Here is an 18,100-nt window from a genome sequence, read left to right as displayed (position 1 = left end):
TCTTGAAGGAGGTGAACCCTTACCACACTTCCAAGTCCTGCCCCAGATGTGGATGGGTTTCCCGAAAGGTCGGCAGGACTTTTCACTGCGAGAGGTGCGGGTTCACTCTGGATAGGCAATTAAACGCATCTCTAAACATCTACCTCAAGATGTGCGGGTTTCCCCACCTCTTTTTTACTCCCACTGGGAGTAGGTGGGTTGGGGTTATCCCGCTAAAGGGGCGGAGGGGTATGAACGGGTTTTCCCGTGACTCTGGTGAAGCCCAAGGACTGAGAATTGAATACAAATTCATGAAAATTCAATGAAGCCCAAACCCCCTCTTTGTCTATCACAGATATACCTAACAGAGATAAGTTCATGGGAAGACTTAGAGAAGGATATATGATTTTATCTAAACTTTCTCTAAAATACGGGGAGACTTAATGGGTAAAATCTGATGAAGTGACAGATATTATGATTTTGAAAGAAAAGTGTAGTAAGTTTAAGAAAAAGCTCCTAAGGTTAGTGATACAATTTTGGTATTCATGATGTTAGTAGGAAAGTCATTATGTGTAAAGATACTACTTTCATCAATAAATAATGAAGGAATAATTATCATTAACACGATTTGATCTATTCGACTTAACTAACTTCTCCCTCCTCAGTAAGGACTCCTTTTATTTTTCCCAGTTTCTTATTGTTCTGACACACATATATCATTTCTCCTAAAGATTTAACATTTTATAATGATTTATATAAAGTGAGTTTTTATACTAGAAACTAGATAAACTATTTATGCAAATGGATTCTGTAATTACAATCCAGCAAATAGCGGCTTTAGTTTACATTCTCGGTATGATGATAATAAATTTTGGGATCTTGGCCTACGTTCTCAGGAAGGAATTTGTTAATAAAAAGGCAATATTTTTCATCGCCTCGGTAATACTCTACATGGGAGTTGAAAGTATAGCCTTCGGCTACATAGTGTTTTACGGCGGTACGCTGTTCTTAGAGCCCTTATTATTGATGATCGCCTCTGTTCCTTTATTACTTTCAGCTACAGTAAAGAGTGAAATTATAAGGGTTAAATCTGATAATACATCATCTTTACTACTAGCAATCTCGGTAATCTTTGACGAGTTTAGTATGGGATACTTATATTCCTCAGCTTTCGGCCCACGAATGTATAATCCGGTCATCGATGCGGTCAGCAACATAGCCTTCGGGATAATGATGTTTGCCGATGGTATATTCTTTCTAGTCTTAAGCAGAGTGAAGGACATCTTCGAGTTATCTTTGGCGACTTTCGCTATTTCCATGGCGTTTTTACCGTCAATATTTATCCAGTTCTCGAAGGAAATAGAATTGGTAGCCTCTCTGATCTCCACGACGATCATGATAATAAACGTGATCACTCTCTACTTAATCGCGATAAGGAGAATAAACCTCAAAGGAGTTTTAGTTAGCCTTTCGTTAGCCGCCTTCGACTTGTTTATGATGATAGGGTTGAGTACTTTTGCGGTTTTAAACGACATGTGGACTATTTCGCTTTCTATCTTGATCTCTATGGTTTGGTATTTCGTTTTGGTGATCAGAGATATCCCGGCAAAGAAAATAGATTATAAATTAAGGTACCCATTCTTACTTCTTGTCCTCATAAACCTAGCCGAAATAACCATGGGTTTTGGTGAAAGTGTTTTAGGCTTTAACATAACTAACTCCCTATTCGTCGCTAAAGCGATGCATACGATGTCTTCTATGGGCAGTTCCATGAACACAATGGCAGGTCAGGGTATGCACTCTATGTCTAGTAGTATGTCTTCAGGGATGGGTATGCAATCTATGGCAGGTCAGGGTATGCACTCTATGTCTAGTAGTATGTCTTCAGGGATGATGATGATGAGGAGTCCCTTTACGAATCCTTTGTGGTGGTTATTCCCGCTCAACCCTTATGCTATGGGTACGATGTTCTTGCATGCAAGCAGTAACTTACTATTAAACGCCTTTATGACTTCCTATATGTTCGTTATGGCGACTACCATGTCTCCCTTCTACGTGATAATGATGGGGGCTGAAATGGCTTTTCTAGTGTACGAGAGGTTTAAGGTGAGTAAGAACTCGCAAGTTAAAAAATGGGCTCTGGTCATCCTAGTGGGGATTCCCCTCTTCGTGGTTGCAATCCCCTACTACACTAACTACTACGTGTTCGGCATGAGTGGAATGATCTTCCCAGTGACTCTCTTACCTTTCGTGGTCTCGCTCATCGCGATAGCATTAGCGACGTCACTCTTCGGTAGGAGGGCTTATTGTAATACCGTATGTATGGCAGCCCATATGTGGACTAATGTATTTTACGACCAGTTCAAGCCTAAGAAGACGAGTAAGATTTGGGAATATATGAGGTGGGTATTCCTTGTGCCAATGGTTATAGCTTTTTCGCTGTTCGTGCTAATGGAGCTCAAAATGTGGTCTCCACCTAAATTAGGCATGGCAAAAATAGATCCACTAAACTTCTACGGAATGTTCGTACTCAACTATGTGTGGTGGTTCTTCTACTTCCTCACACCGGTCTTCGGAGCGTATAGTTGTGCAAGACAAGGTTGGTGCGGTTTCGGGACATTTGCAGGTATATTCAACAAGGTTCTGTTTAAGATAAGAGCTAAAGACGTAGAGACTTGTAGGACTTGTCAGACGAAGAGTTGCGAAGGTGCTTGCCCAGTAAAGATACCGATCTCTGTTGACGTCCTCCAGAAGGGCTATAGTAATAGAATATCCTGCGTAGGTTGTGGAGACTGTGTTGAAGCTTGCACTTATAATAACCTAATGATTGAGGACATAACTACTAGGTTTAGGCAAGGGGTCAAAGTGTAAAAAGATAGAGAGTTTTTATCTTTTTATCTCACTATCTCTCGATCTTTTTTAATTTTCCCCTTTCAGGTCAGATCTGAAAAACTCTCAGTCTTAATCTCTTATCATTTGTCAATTTTTTTCTCTAAGATCTCCTTCATTTTCCTCCCGTTATCTAACATCCATAAGTCGTTGTTAAAGAACACAAATACATCCTTAGCGTGGAGTTGTATCAGCTTATCCGCTACCTCTTCTAGCTCTTTCTCAGAATATTCATAGAAGTACCAGTTGTCCCTACCGTGCATTCGCAAATAAACTACGTCATGAGACTTAAAGTAGTAATTGCCAATCGGAGAGTCTATGGACACAGTTACGCATTCAGTTTGTGGAACATCTTTAAACCAGTCCAAACTCCTGAACTCTATTGCTCCTCTATCTCCTAACTCCAGACATATATCCTTAACTATCTTTATGTTTTCATCACTTTTACGAAAGTTAGGGGGTAGCTGAAACAGGTAGAAGCGGGGTCTTAATGGTTCGAATATCTCAACGAATTTTCTAACCTCGTCATTTACATCTTTTAACCTCTTTACGTGGGTAATTCTCCTGTTAACCTTGATAGCCCAAGTGATTTCGTACTTCCTCCACTTTTCAACTTGCTGGGGTGTAGGGATTCTGTAAAAGGAGGCATTAAGCTCAACAGCGTTAAAACCGGAATATTTAACGTACCAATCCAGGTTTTTCTTAGGGTTCCACGGATATAGCCATCCAGACGTACCTATGAATATCATTTATTATACTTCACATGTATAAAAACACGATCAATCTTTTAATTCTTAACTAACAGTCTTACGGTCAGACAGTCCCACTAATTCCATTACCTTTCTCCAGTTCTTCTCGTAGGCTTGAGAGAGCTTTATGAATTCAGGATGTTCCGCCACTTTTCTTATTGCCTCAAGGTCTATCTTATTTACGACCCCTTTCTCCTTCAGTTCCAACAATAAATATACTACGTTAAGTTTAACGTGGATGTTCAAAGGTTGATACAAAAGCTCGTTCAAGTAATCGTCTGAAGGTTTCTTCACCAGACCTATCTCTAGAAAGTAGGGTAATAAGCTCCAAGCGCTTATCCTAGTATAGGGGTCTCCCCTCAAAGCCCTCTCGAAATACTCTACATTAGACTTTAAGACGTCAAGGCTTATTATCCCTTCCTTCCGTAGGTCATAGGCTATCCACCAAGCATTTATATCACCCTCTCTTAAAGCTCTTTCCAGTTTTCTCTCGTCGTAGTCTCTCTTGTCCACTATACCCAATTTCACGAGTTGTGGCAACATCTGCCATGCGTGTAAAGCTACGTCAATATCTTCGTCGTCTAACATCTCCAAAAAATAGTTCTTAAGCGATCTCATGTCAATGCTCTTATATAATATCTCAGCCTTCTTCCACCCGTCTAGTCTATCGTATTTGTTCTCAGCTTTTAATAATCTTTCGTAGAACTCCTTGTTCATATACTATATGTACACTTTTACACTTTTATGTTTATCTACTAATTCTGAAATTTACTATGTATACAAAAAATAATATTTATAAAATTCTGTTGATGAAAGAAATTCTTACTTTAACGACACTAAATATCAAAGAATAAAATGGTAATTAACTCTAGCTCAGATCTTGTTAGTGACAAACCATGGCAAAACCTTATGTAGCTATAAACATAGCAGAGGTAAAAAACGATCCTAAAACCCTAGAACTCTTCGGCAAAGTAGGACCTAAAGTATGTATGGTGACAGCCAGGCACCCAGGTTTTGTAGGATTCCAAAATCATGTACAGATAGGTGTAGTACCTTTAGGGACAAGATGGGGAGGAGCGAAGATGGAAATGAGCCAAGAGATGCACAGCATCTTCCTGTTCCAATACACCTTCTGGAAAAACTGGAAAGATCACGAGGAAATGCATAAGCAGAACTGGGCTAACTTGTTCAGGCTATGCTTACAATGCTCAGATCAAATGATCTGGGGACCCTACGAGCCCTTATACGAGATAGTCTACGCAAATATGCCCTTGAACACGGAGATGACCGACTTCACAGTAATGATGGGTAAGAAATTCGCCGCAGGAGAGACAGTTTCAGTTCCTCCAATTTCACAGCCTTACGGTAAGAGAGTCGTCGCTTTCGGTGAACATATCGTGAAAGAAGGGTTAGAGAGCCAATTTGAGGAAAGCGCAATAAAGACCCTAGAGGCTTTCAGATCAGCACCGGGCTTCTTAGGAGGAATGATACTTAAAGAGATAGGTGTCTCACCTTTAGGAAGTTTACAGTTAAACGCTAGAGGCTTCCACCAGATACTGGAAACAGCCAACGGGATGGACGTACCCGACCCAGTCACTATATACGAAGCTCCTGAATTTAAGAACAAACCTCAAAGGTATATTGTCCACACGGAGTGGAGTGATACCAACTCTTTGATGTTCGGCTTAGGTAGGGTGTTAATACACCCTGAGGTGAGGCAAATACACGACAAAGTGTTAGACACCTTAGTATTCGGTCCTTATATAAGAGTTCTAAACCCCATGATGGAAGGTACGTATTGGAGAGAGTACTTAAACGAGTACCACCTTTAAGCCCTTTCTCTTTTTTTAAAATCCGAGTGTTTTTCCAATAATTTTTCTCGATTATATGTAAAGAATGTTGAAGTTCTTTACTTTTTAATCCAAGTGTTTTTCATGAAGTGAGTAGCTTAAGGGGAACTATTGAATAAACATAGTCGTCTAGTTCGTAAATTATTTGGGACTAACAAAATATTCCCGTATCTGACGACAAAGATTATACATAGCCACGACCTTACTCGTAGAGACGTTTATGGACTCCACTTGTTGATAATACACGGTCACAATAACCGACTTATCTACGCTCTGGAACGGCAAGGGTTCCCTTCTCGTCGTTTCCACCATCGATTCAGGGTTACATTTGGTGGGCAGTCGAGGTTAATCAAAACTTCCTCACATGAAAAGATAGCTTTCATCTTTAACGTCTAGTCCCTTAAAGGAAGGAGATACTAAGTACTCCTCCCGCAGTCCTGTTAAGCCCTTAATCGAACTGGAGAGGAACATCATTAGCGTCATTAACAGAAAATTAGAGAAATGAGGTATTTAAACATAGGGCTATCCATCACCTTGGCGAGGTTTCCGCCTTTTTAACCCCCAGCTTCTGTAACTCTGGAGACATAAAAGTAAGATATTGGCTACGACGTAGGTAGTGATGTTCTTTATCCTTACGGCTACTTTCATAATATAAGCACCGTTGTAGTAGAGAGAAAAATGATGTGAAGAAAAAGTTTTCAGACTGAAACTCAATTACTACCTATGAACAAAAGAACATTAACTGTCTTATCGTTAGTCCTCGTTTTACTGATCGTGACAGAGCTATATCTGGTAATATATTATCACTATAAAGTTGATATAAACCCCTCAATCTTCTCTTCACCTACTACAAGTCCTCTAAGCCTCACCAGACCTTCAACCCCTTCCTCTACACAACTCCCCAACTTAACCTCTCCAATATCCTTGAGACTAGTAATGAATTACTATAACATCACATATAACTCTTCGGTAAAGCTCTTCTCAGAATGTCCTTATGTTAATAAGTACTTCGTGGAAAGCGATAACTTGTTGGCAGTGATCGCGTTAAAGGACTTAAATGCCTCCATGTGGGAAACGGTTTGGGATAACATCAAGAGTAACATAACTTTGTCACCTTACTTGGTATTAGCAGGAATACACAACTTCACGTGGATGTTTAAAGACCCCATAAATGAGAAAGTTTGGGGACCCATCTGTACTATAAGTTTTAACGATTCTCCAAGCTACCTTGCTTGGTACGAATACGCTGACACTTCTCTTTTATTTTCTATTTACGAGCTTGAAAACGGGAACATAACCCTTGCAGAGAAAGTATTTGAAACTACAATTAACGACTTCTGGAATGGTTACGGATTTCAGGATGAAAGCGTTACAAGTAACGTCTACGCTTCTTATAAGCTAGCCTTGGCTATCATAGCGTGGAAATACATAGATAAATATGACCAGACGTTTGCGATGGAGTATTTGCCTTTAATTCTTAAGATATATAACATTGCTAAACATCTGCAGTCCCCTATTGGAGGTTATTTCACTGATTACAAGGTAGTGAACGGGACCGTAATCCCGTTAGGGAATGTGAACACGGAAACGACTTCACTATTTGTTATAGCATTTATGATGCAGTAAGATATAATGAGTTTATTTTCCTTTGCTCAATCGTCTCATCACCCAGTTAAAACGAGCAAGTGTTTAAGCGATCACGAAATTGCAGAAATGCGAGAAAATCAGAGTAAGCAGATCCGCAGAAGTGAACAGTATGTAAATAGTTTAAAAACAAGTCTGCTAAGGTATTTAACACGAATGGTCGATATCAAATCTTGGTAACTGGTTATTGGAAGCCTCTTAGACTGTTTACTTTACTTCATTGTCTAGTAAATATCTTTCAATTGCATATATACTATCTCTCTAGCTTAAGACTTACCTTGTTTAAGCTCTGAAGGTAATTGTCCACCTTACTTATTTAAATTAATTTAATAACCACTCATCTTAAAATATTAACATAAAAACTAGAATTTTAAAGAAATTAATTAGATTTACCTATAGTTCTAAAACGGTCAAGGAAAAGAAAATATCATTCTCCAAATAGAGTTAAACCTCACCGCAAAATTTATAAATCAACGGTAATGTGATAATTTATGAATAGTAAGTTATTTTCGATTCTAGTAACCACGGCATTATTACTTTCAATTTCAACACTATCTTTCTCGTCCACAACACAAACTTATATCCCACCGTTAGAACTAAAGGGATTTCATGTAGTAGGAACATTATCACCAAACGATAAAGTGACATTCACACTCTTCATTCCCCTAAAAAACGTAGGGCTACTCTACTATTACGCCTTAGCAGTATCTAACCCCTCATCCCCTCTATATCACCATTTCTTAACAAAGGAACAAGTTGAAAAACTGTTTTACCCCACTCAGCAGTACGAGCAAGTCTTATCTTATCTGAAGCAATCTGGGTTTAACATTATTTTAACAGCCGCAGACTCGGTTATAGTAGCTACTGGGACTGTTGGACAAGTGGAGAAATATTTAGGTCTAAACTTCGAAGTCCTAAGTAACGGGACATTAATTTATTACACCTCTTACGGAGTACCTAAGATCCCGGCTTTTGTAATTTCCTCAAATGTCTCAGCAATTTTCTTCCAACACCCCTCAACGCTTGTTACTATTAAGGATGTAATGAAGCTAAAGCAAGAAGCCGGGTTACCAAATACGACGTTCCCCATAGAAGCTTACTGGCCTACAGCACTTTATAATGCTTACAACATAACTCCCTTGTTCAATCAAGGCTATGAGGGGCAAGGGTTTAATATAGGTATTCTAGATTTTTACGGTGATCCTTACATTTATCAACAGCTAGTCTATTATGATAAAGTTACAGGGCTGCCCAATCCGCCTAACTTTACTGTAGTACCTATAGGGCCATATAACCCGGCACTAGGAATATTTTATGGATGGGCTGGGGAGATAAGCTTAGATATTGAAGTAGCACACACCATGGCACCGAAAGCAAACATTACCTTATATATTGCTAACCCCAACATACCTTTACCAGCAGTAATCGCCTATATAGTTTCACAAGACAAGGTTAATGTACTCTCTCAGAGCTTCGGAATACCAGAGTCTTTATTTTCGATCTTCTTTAACGGCCCTGGATTCTATTCTTGTGTCGTGTTAACCGATGAGTATTATGCTATAGGAAGTGCTGAAGGTATTACTTTCTTAGCCAGTAGCGGAGATGGCGGAGGTAGTGGCTACAGTAATGGGCCTATAGGGGCTGTTGACTATCCCTCAGTTTCACCATTCGTCACCGCTGTTGGAGGGACAACAACCTATATACAGTTCCACGGTGGAGTAGAGCAAACTGCTTGGTCTAATTACGGCTTCGCTCCTAACGACGTGAATTTTGGTGGTTCAACTGGAGGGGTTAGTATTATAGAACCTAAACCCTGGTGGCAATGGAGTTTACAGACGCCCGCTACATACCCTAACGGTAGAACTACACCAGATATTTCGGCAAACGCTAATGTATATCCCGGGATTTATATAATATGCCCCTATAACGTGACTACAATAACCGGAGGGACTAGTGAAGCATCACCTTTAACTGCAGGGATTCTGACAACTATAATGAGTTACCTAAATCACAGCCTAGGCTTAATTAACCCGACAGTATATGAACTGGCAAATAGCAGCTATGAAAAAGTTTTCAACCCCATAACTTTTGGTTATAACATACCGTGGACTGCCAATTACGGTTATAATTTAATTACGGGTTGGGGTACTTTAAACTCCGGTAACTTAGCTTTTTACTTAAACACTACAGAAACAAATGTCAGCAATATTTCAATAGTCGTTAACGTTTATAATACTTCGGGGAAAACACCTTTAGAGTTCTTCCCCGGTCAAGTTATGGAGATAGTCGCTAACATAACAATGAACGGAACACCAGTGACCAACGGTAGCTTCTATGCTATAGTTGAGGGGATTGAAGGAAATCTTACTGAAATTCAATTATCATATAACCCCTCATTAGAGGAATGGGTAGCAACAGTTACATTACCCCAAAACGCTAACGGATTACTTTTCGTTACAGTTTACGGTAATGGGAGTTATGGCTTTGTCGAAACGTTTTCCGGGTATTATGTACAATTCTTTACTCCAGCTACTTTTACACCATTTGACACGCAAGTAAGCAACGTTACAGAAGCTAATGTAACAAACGTTTACGGAGTTCCGGCGAACTTCACATTAAGCCTAAACGTTTACTCCTATAACATAACTGACAACGAATACATTATGACCAACTCAACAGTATTAACCCCTATTTCGACATATGGTCCTTGGGTTGGTACTTTAAACGCTAAAATAGGAGATGATTTATTAATTGCCACTAACGCTTATGGTTTCGTAGCGTTCTCTAATGGGATCTATCTACAATCGCTCTTTATATTACCACAAATAGTGGCGGAACCCGGTAGTGTCGCGGGAGGGCAATATATAATTATAGCTGGGTTAATAGAACCACCTACCCTTCCACTACAGTATTCTACAACCATGTTAGATATTCTTCTTGGAACTAACGTAACTGCTGAATTAGTGAGTCCTAACGGTAAAGTAATTAGCGAGACTGTCGCTTCCTTCTCCCCCTCCGGCGAGACACTAGGATTCTTATACGTTCCTAAAAACGTCACAGCCGGGTTGTATACGGTATTATTATTCGCAAAATATGACTCATATACCTTAGGGATGAACTTAACGGGCTTCTTTTATGGACAGATTTACGTAACACCTAATTACAACACTCCCATAATTAAAACCGCAAAGTATGCTTACGAGGGACAAACATTGCTCATTTATGCTAATATAGAATATCCCAATGGAAGTGAAGTAAAGTACGGCATGTATTCTGCGTTTATTTACCCACAGATTTTAAGCCAAAATTACTCGAAGATAAGTACAGAAATAGAGATACCGTTGTGGTTTAATTCAACACTTAACGAGTGGGTAGGCAACGTAACTTTACCATCAGCAAGTAATTTAGGTAATCTCACCTACTTGTCTTCGACAACATACTTCGGATTACCTTTTGACATAATGGTCAACGGAATATCATTTAACGGGGTTCCCACCATAAATAACTATAATACGAGCTATACTTTCTACGTTTATCCCTATACTCTGGTAAAGGGACAACATATAGATGAAGGAGAGACCTATAATGCTGTTCTAGAGAATGACATTATAACGGGTAAGGTCACTTTAGCGAATGACATACTCGTTAATGATACTATAGAGGGTAATGTAAGTATAATCAACTCTAACATCACTTATGTAAACGCAGAAGGGTCTAATTTAACACTTGTAAACTCTTATGTTAACTCATTAACAGCCTTGAACAGTAAAGTCTACTTGGTCTCAACAAGTGTAAATGAGCTAAACTTAGAAGGTTCTTCAAGTGTTGAAGTTATAAATTCACAAATAATAAACGTTACCCCCTCCTTACCTAAAGTAAACGTTAAAGCACCGATGAGTGCTACTGGTGAGGTGAACGTTAGTATAACTGTAAGCGGGGAAGATGTTTCACAAGTGATGTTATACATTGATAACACGTTGCTAACAAAGTTTAGCGGTAATGGTACTTTCGTGTATACTTTAAATACTGCTAACTATCCAGACGGTACTTATACTTTGAAAGTGGTTGCGATGCAATCTGACGGATTAAGCTCTACTTACACAACCCATATCCAGGTTGAGAATCAGCTAGAATCACTAAATAATAAATTGTCAACGCTGAATGATAGTTTATCGACGATCTCAAGCTCATTATCCTCAGTTAACTCTAACTTATCTAGTAAAGTCTCTACATTACAAATAATATCGATCATAGGTATAATAATTGCAATAGTCGCAATAGCTCTAGCCCTAGTTCGCAGAAAATAATATCATCAGTCTAACGCTTTTTACCCTTAACTCTTTTTTAATGATGGTTTATGTCCCTAGGTAGGAAAGAGAGGAATTCTTCTACTAATCCCTATTAATAGTGGCTTTTTCATTAATACTCTCAGAGTTTAATATAACAACGGCTATGGCTCAGACCACGCTACAGATCATGGTTATAAGGTAACTGGAAGTGGTGATATAAATAACCCTGGAGCTGCTGCACCTTTCTGGAGCGAGATCCAATGGGTAAACTTGTCCTTAACAGCTAATATACCGAATGCACCGACATCTGGTTTAACTCGCTAGATACTAGTTAAGGCTGCGTGGAATGGATCTTGGATATTTATCCTTGTAAAACGGTATGCCCTAGAGCCCATTTTTAGTGGATGAAAATTATATATCAACACATAGTTGTATATATTAATATGTTTAATACATATAGAAAATTTTTATTGTAGACATTTTATCATATCTTGATTCCTATGAAGCTAAGAGATATTTTCAAGCCCCTAGATGATTCTAATTTCAATGTTTACCATGCAAAGAGTCTTTTAATAACAACTCTGGGGATGTTTACAATAAGTTATAATACTACCTTTATAGCAGTAGCACTTCTGGAACTTAAAAAAGAGTTTGGACTTGTAGCAGGATCGCCACTATACGTTCTTTTAGGCACTGCATCGTTTTGGACCGCTATCGTAGGTGCGATTCTCTTCGGCGTTACCTCTAATTTCAAGGGAAGAAGAGCAGTTTACGGTTATGAAGCTTTGCTGCTCTCTTTAGGTTCACTCCTCGGTGCCTTTACGCAGAACGTATATGAGCTTATACTCACACAGATGTTGTTCGGATTGGGAATTGGAGGAGACTTCGTTATGTCTCCTATAGTATTGGGAGAGTTTGCCAACAAAAAGGACAAGGGTAAATTACTGGCATTTGCAGTAGGTGTAACGGGTCCTTTGGGGAGCATCGCCAGTGCAGCTACTCTTCTGGGGCTTCCTCTAATAGGGATTCACGGTGATCTATTGTGGAGATTGGTGTTAGGTTTAGGGGCTATTATTCCAAGATCGGTTATATACCTTAGACGAAAGGTACCTGAGTCCCCTAGATACCTAGTAAGAATTAAGGGGGACATGAAGAGGTACCAAGAGGTTGTTAAACAAGTGACTAATAACGATTTGACTGTGGCTGCTAACGCAGTGGACAAGACACCGGTGCTTTTTTACCTAAGAAAATACGCTAAATACATAGCAATAGCAGGGATACTATGGTTCCTAGACCATATGGTGAACCCTGGAGGTGTCTTTGAACCAGCTCTTGTGGGAGAGTCAATAGGTATTAAAAACACAGCTATCTTCAGCCTTGTCCTAACACTAGCTGCGTCAATACCCGGAGGTGCTGTATCTCTCCTACTGATAGATAAGTGGGGTAGGAAACCCTTGGAAGCTGTTGGATTCGCTGGAATGGCTATATCGTTAGTTCTTTTCGCGGCAGTTAAACCGCAATTAACGCTCTCAAACCCTATCACTCCGATAGTGGGAATGCTACTCCTTGGAGGGTATCATTTCTGGCACAACGTAGGTCCAGCTAACGTAAGTGCAGCGGGTGTCTTTAATGTAGAACTTACGCCTACCAAAATAAGAGGAATAGCATCAGGTATAGTTGTTGCAATCGATAGAATGGGCGCCCTAGTTAACTCCGCAATATTCCCATTCCTCTTCTTCAACTTCGGTCTTCCCGTTGCTGTAGGAGTTGGAGGAGCCTTAGGAATAATAGCTGCGATAGTGACGCTGTTAGTAGTGCCTGAAACTAAACAGAAAAGCCTCGAAGAAAGCTCCTATGAGGATATGTGGTTTAACGTGGAAAACCCACTATAATTATCCTTTTTTTCCTCGAAGATTCTTAAACTTTTTAGATTAAAAATCATAAAAGTTGTAGCGATTCTCTATTGGTGGATATAAACTTCAGCTCATGAGGTAAAGAGGACAAATATAGGTTAAATCAAGAGACGAAAAAAGAATGAATTAAGGTTTCGAATGTCTCTACGAAGAGAACATACAAACACTTGCTTAGCTTATATATTTTCTAACTAACTTAACGAACTCTTCGTCATTAGGTAATTCCTCGATATTGAAGGTCGAGTTCTTCATTACGTTAATAACGAACTCTTTGCTTACCCTTCCTCCCAGTGTAGTAACTACTTTTGTGGCAAATCCCTCGGGGTCTTGCTTAAACATGTCTATTCCTTCATTATATAGGGAGATAAACTGGTCTCTAGACTCGGGCTTTACATGAGCTCCGCAACTTCCCGGAATTCCCAGAAGCTCTTCAAATGTGATCCCTTTAGCTACTCCCGAAGGGACTACAGCACTATCTATCTCCCCTTTCTTGAGAGACTCCATTATCTTCTGTATGTCGTCAATACCTATGACCTCAGCGTTTAATTTCTTAATATCAACCAACGCTTTAGTCAGAACATTAGCAGCCGTGAGCATCTTAGGTACACCGATCTTCTTCCCCACTGTCGGATATACTGTCATTAGTCCTTTTACTGTAACGTAGTGTATCTTAAGTCCTCTTTTAGCTAGGGACACAGTCGAATCTAACACTATGTCAGCTGTACCTTCTTTAGCAAAAGACAATTCTATTCCCTTATTGTTTACTATTACGGGATATGATACGGGTCCCGGTGCAGCTAGTACTTTCATAATAATTTGTTAGTAAACGAACTATTTAAAGTTTCCTCAAGGATAGATTAAAAAGGTTCGGAAACGAATTATGATATCATGGACAAGAAAGTTTACCTTCAGATGCTTCTAATAATCGTCTCAATGACATTTGCAATTAGGGCTTCCAATAATATGATCTCTACTACTATACCACTTCTGGTTAAGTATGACTTTCACTTCACACAAAGTGAAGTAGGTATAATCAGTGCTATCTTGTCCTTAGGTACTTTCATAACCAGTGGGCTCGTGAATTCCAGGCTTAAGACCTCAGAGAGAAGGAAGTTCTTTATTACATCCTCAGTGCTATATGCACTAGTTCTACCTCTATTTTACTTCTCAACGCCTATCACGATTTGGGTAATCAGCGCCTTAGCCGGGTTATCGTTAGGTGCAATAATGCCAAACGTTATTACTTATGCTGGGCTATTGGAGGACAGAAAATCTAGAGAAAGATTACTCTCGATCTACACTTTGGCCCTTAGCATAAGTCTGGTAGCTGGCCCTGCGTTAGAATCTGTGATACTCACGAAGTTCACGCTGAGGGACGTTTTTGTGTTTTTCGAACCTATGGCGATAGCAGCAGCTATCCTATCACTTTTCGTAAAGTTTCCTCAAGAAGAAAGTAAAAACGTAAAGGTGAACGTATTAAGTAACCCAGGTTTCAAAACGGCAGTGATAAATATACTTACTTATAATATACCTTTCTCTGCAATACTGGCGTTTGGTGGTATATACGCTGTTACAGACCTTCACGTCACTTATTCAGCTGTAACATCTCTCTTCTCTTTATTCTTCACTACGTCATTATTGGCTAGGATTTACCTTTCTGTAAGACCTCCACAAAGTGTTTCTCATCACGTTTACGCTGCAATCTCCATGACGGTCATAGGACTCATTATGATACTTACCTCAATAAATCTCTTAGAATTCGCTTTAGCCCTCTTGATTCTAGGATTTCCGCACGGGTTGACTTATCCACTCTCTGTGATTTCGATCAGCAGGACATTTAAGCCTGAGGAGAGAAATGCCGCAAACAGTTCCTTCTTTGCGGTAATGATGGTCATAGGTATAATAGTTCCTTCCGTTGCGGGTTATATAGCAGACCTCGTGGGAATAAAGGATATGTTTGGTCTTTTAATTCCCGTGGTTTTGGTATTACTTGCGTTCTTGAGAAGGTATGTTAAATATGTAGACGAAATAGTTAAGACTGAAGTTAAAGCAGTAACAAGAAGTTGAAAAAGATGTTTAGGAGATGCAAACTCTAACCCTCACTCTAATAATTTGTGGCAATAATAATGGATTTGGTCATACTTCATTTGGAGAAGATGCACAATACTACTCAAAAAATCTTTATGTATGCTACAACCAACTCCTCAACAACCTGGTTATCCTCAACAAGTACAACGCCCTCAGCCGACATTTCAGCCAAATTTTATGCAAGGTACTTTGCCAGAGTATCAACAGCTTCTAAGTGCTTTAATGCAAAGCGGATATCAGATAGAGGTTAATACCACCAGCGGTCAGATGTTCTTCATAAGGGGAAGGAAGGGAAACTACGTTATAGATATAGAAGGGAGACCTCGACCCTAATTTTTCCTCGGCTTTCAGCTTTTTATAAGTGAATTAATAAGAATTATATTTATGATAATAGACCTATCAGTACCCATAGAAAATGAGATGCCCTTTTACCCTGGTGATCCACAGCCTAGATTAAGAGAAATCAAAATCAAGGACTACATGGTTCATGAACTCCTTATAGGAACTCATACCGGGACACATGTAGATGTTCCTTATCACTTTATCCCCGAAGGTAAGAGGTTAGACCAAATTCCGCTGGAACGTTTCATGGGTAAGGCTTACGTCACTGACAGTGTTGATCACGCCGTTGTTAGCAGTTTCCGATAAACCGTAAAGTTTATATTATTTCATCTTAAAATTTTATACAATGCTAAGACCTAAAGAAGTGTGCCAACGCCTAGGAATTTCATACGCAACACTCAGAGAATATGTTAAGAAAGGGTACATAAAACCCGTGATACTAGAAACTGGGAAGTGGAGGTTCAAGGAAGAAGACGTCGAAAGGCTCATGGGGATTGTTAGAAAGAGGAAAGTGATCCTTTACGCAAGAGTATCATCAAACACACAGAAAGACTACTTAATAAACCAAGTAAAATACTTGGAGGAGAACGTTAAGGACTACGACCAAGTAATAACTGACGTCGGATCTTCATTAAACATGAAGAGGAAAGGATTCCTCAAGTTGTTAAGAATGATACTAAACAACGAAGTATCGAAAGTTGTCATAGCCTACCCAGACAGACTAGTAAGGTTTGGTTTCGAGATAATTGAAGAAGTGTGCAAAGCACACAACTGCGAGCTCGTGGTATTAAATAAGGAGGACAAAACACCAGAACAAGAGTTAATAGAAGACTTAATCTCTATACTGGTATCATTCAGCGGAAAGTTGTACGAAATGAGGAGTCACAAATACGAAAAGGTGAAGAAATGTGCCGAAGAGCTTAAGGCTTAATGACTTTCAACCAGAGGAGGAATACGTCTACCTAACGTACTCTCTGAAGAACGATAAGAAGGAGGAGAGCAAGATATTACTGGAGAATTATAAACACCTACTACAGAAGGCTTTAGACTGGTTATGGGAGAGGACTAAGATAGAGAGGAAGGAAGTAAAGAAAGGTAAGAAAGTCCTAACGAAGATCAAAATAACCCTGCCTAAGAAAAAGGAAGTTTACAAGGTATTCAGAGACGAGCTTGAAAAGATTAACAATCTAGCTTCCCACTACGTGGACAAGGCAATAAGCGACGCTTACTCAATATTAAAGGGGTGGAAGAGGAGGGCTGAAAAAGGGCAAGCGTCATTAAGGAAACCTAGATTGAAGAAGGTTTACGTTAGGGTTAAGTCTACTCTTAGAAAAGTTGAGGGCGAAGAAGTTAGGATTACTGTAAGACCTTTCGAATACGTCACCTTCTCTTGGTCTCACACTTGGTTCTCTAGAAGGATTGAAGGACTTGAGTTAGGTGAGCCCATAATTAAGGAGGATGAAGTTCACCTACCATTTCGTTATAAATTACCTTGGTTTACTCCCCTAGATTTCCTAGCAATTGATAGTAATCTTTACACATTGGACGCTTATGATGGTGATAAGTTCGTCACTTTCTCCTTGAAGGAGTTGTACAGTCTAAAATAAGGTATGGAGTTGAAAAGGAGTAAAATACAATCTTTTGCTTCAAAGCACGGTAGTAAGGGGAAGGTGTTAATGGAGAAGTATTCTCATAGGGAGAGGAACCGCGTGCTTGATTATATTCATAAGTTCGTGAACAAGTTGCTGGAAATGTATCCTCTCACTATGTTTGCTGTTGAGAAGTTAAATAAACAAGAGATGTTTAGAGATGCCAACGACAAGCTGTCTAAGAAGGTTTCAAGGACTGTGTGGAGGACTATACACCGTGTGCTAAAATACAAAGCTCCCCTTTACGGTTCCTTCTTGAAGGAGGTGAACCCTTACCACACTTCCAAGTCCTGCCCCAGATGTGGATGGGTTTCCCGAAAGGTCGGCAGGACTTTTCACTGCGAGAGGTGCGGGTTCACTCTGGATAGGCAATTAAACGCATCTCTAAACATCTACCTCAAGATGTGCGGGTTTCCCCACCTCTTTTTTACTCCCACTGGGAGTAGGTGGGTCGGGGTTATCCCGCTAAAGGGGCGGAGGGTATGAGTGGGGCAATGCCCCGTGACTCTGGTGAAGCCCAACGGCTGAGGATTGATATTAAATATTATGAAATCCTATGAAGCCCAAACCCCGAACCTGCGGAAATGCTACTAGTCTACACCGGGACTAGCAAAAAGTGGAGGAAAGGTTGGAAAATGGAAGATGGTTATATCACACTATCCTTAAAGGACGCGGAGAAGATCGTGAAAAAGGGATATAAAATGGTGG

At 39.7% G+C, this 18,100-nt stretch carries 13 protein-coding genes and 1 pseudogene; 11 read left to right on the top strand and 3 right to left on the bottom strand.

Annotation, left to right across the window (positions count from 1 at the left end):
• Positions 1–305, top strand: a 305-nt coding sequence (locus WIW52_RS02735; RefSeq protein WP_337708451.1) for a zinc ribbon domain-containing protein, incomplete at its 5' end; no start/stop codon positions are given.
• Positions 306–774: 469 nt separating this feature from the next.
• A complete protein-coding gene (locus WIW52_RS02730; RefSeq protein ID WP_337708449.1) occupies positions 775–2,850 on the top strand; it encodes a 4Fe-4S binding protein in 2,076 nt (691 codons plus the stop codon).
• A gap of 101 nt (positions 2,851–2,951) precedes the next feature.
• Here WIW52_RS02730 and WIW52_RS02725 read toward each other — a convergent pair whose 3' ends face one another.
• Positions 2,952–3,617 carry a DUF72 domain-containing protein gene (locus WIW52_RS02725; RefSeq protein ID WP_337708447.1) on the bottom strand — a complete coding sequence of 222 codons (666 nt, stop codon included), beginning with the start codon at positions 3,615–3,617 and terminating at the stop codon, positions 2,952–2,954.
• A gap of 45 nt (positions 3,618–3,662) precedes the next feature.
• Positions 3,663–4,334, bottom strand: a complete 672-nt coding sequence (locus tag WIW52_RS02720) for a hypothetical protein (RefSeq protein ID WP_337708445.1) — start codon at positions 4,332–4,334, stop codon at positions 3,663–3,665.
• Between the two features lie 179 nt (positions 4,335–4,513).
• Between WIW52_RS02720 and sor the strand changes: the two genes are divergently transcribed.
• From sor to WIW52_RS02695, 4 genes are all read left to right on the top strand, one after another.
• Positions 4,514–5,449 (top strand): sulfur oxygenase/reductase, encoded by a 936-nt coding sequence (gene sor / locus WIW52_RS02715; RefSeq protein ID WP_337708443.1) that lies wholly within the window; start codon positions 4,514–4,516, stop codon positions 5,447–5,449.
• Positions 5,450–6,190: 741 nt separating this feature from the next.
• Positions 6,191–7,093, top strand: coding sequence for a hypothetical protein (locus WIW52_RS02710; RefSeq protein WP_337708441.1), 903 nt, complete (start codon positions 6,191–6,193; stop codon positions 7,091–7,093).
• Positions 7,094–7,602: 509 nt separating this feature from the next.
• The gene (locus WIW52_RS02705) at positions 7,603–11,418 is read left to right on the top strand and encodes a protease pro-enzyme activation domain-containing protein (RefSeq protein WP_337708440.1); all 3,816 of its coding nucleotides are present in this window, start codon (positions 7,603–7,605) and stop codon (positions 11,416–11,418) included.
• 482 nt (positions 11,419–11,900) lie between these two features.
• A complete protein-coding gene (locus WIW52_RS02695) occupies positions 11,901–13,292 on the top strand; it encodes an MFS transporter (RefSeq protein WP_337708439.1) in 1,392 nt (463 codons plus the stop codon).
• Between the two features lie 192 nt (positions 13,293–13,484).
• Here the strand turns inward: WIW52_RS02695 and WIW52_RS02690 are convergent, their stop codons facing one another.
• Positions 13,485–14,123 (bottom strand): DUF3834 domain-containing protein, encoded by a 639-nt coding sequence (locus WIW52_RS02690; protein ID WP_337708437.1) that lies wholly within the window; start codon positions 14,121–14,123, stop codon positions 13,485–13,487.
• A gap of 78 nt (positions 14,124–14,201) precedes the next feature.
• Between WIW52_RS02690 and WIW52_RS02685 the strand changes: the two genes are divergently transcribed.
• From WIW52_RS02685 to WIW52_RS02665, 5 genes and pseudogenes are all read left to right on the top strand, one after another.
• Positions 14,202–15,380, top strand: a complete 1,179-nt coding sequence (locus WIW52_RS02685; RefSeq protein WP_337708435.1) for an MFS transporter — start codon at positions 14,202–14,204, stop codon at positions 15,378–15,380.
• 120 nt (positions 15,381–15,500) lie between these two features.
• Positions 15,501–15,734, top strand: coding sequence for a hypothetical protein (locus WIW52_RS02680; RefSeq protein WP_337708434.1), 234 nt, complete (start codon positions 15,501–15,503; stop codon positions 15,732–15,734).
• Between the two features lie 51 nt (positions 15,735–15,785).
• The gene (locus WIW52_RS02675) at positions 15,786–16,049 is read left to right on the top strand and encodes a cyclase family protein (protein ID WP_337708432.1); all 264 of its coding nucleotides are present in this window, start codon (positions 15,786–15,788) and stop codon (positions 16,047–16,049) included.
• Positions 16,050–16,089: 40 nt separating this feature from the next.
• Positions 16,090–16,674: an IS607 family transposase gene (locus WIW52_RS02670; protein ID WP_337708431.1), complete on the top strand. Its 585-nt coding sequence runs from the start codon at positions 16,090–16,092 to the stop codon at positions 16,672–16,674.
• Positions 16,652–17,952: pseudogene (locus tag WIW52_RS02665) on the top strand (RNA-guided endonuclease InsQ/TnpB family protein). Before WIW52_RS02670 ends, WIW52_RS02665 begins: the two are co-directional and overlap by 23 nt.
• Positions 17,953–18,100: the final 148 nt, after the last annotated feature.

It is taken from the genome of Stygiolobus sp. RP850M (genome assembly GCF_037389295.1).
Lineage (GTDB): Archaea > Thermoproteota > Thermoprotei_A > Sulfolobales > Sulfolobaceae > Stygiolobus.
The sequence above is the reverse complement of the archived record's forward strand: the minus strand, read 5'-3'. Positions and strand labels throughout refer to the sequence as shown.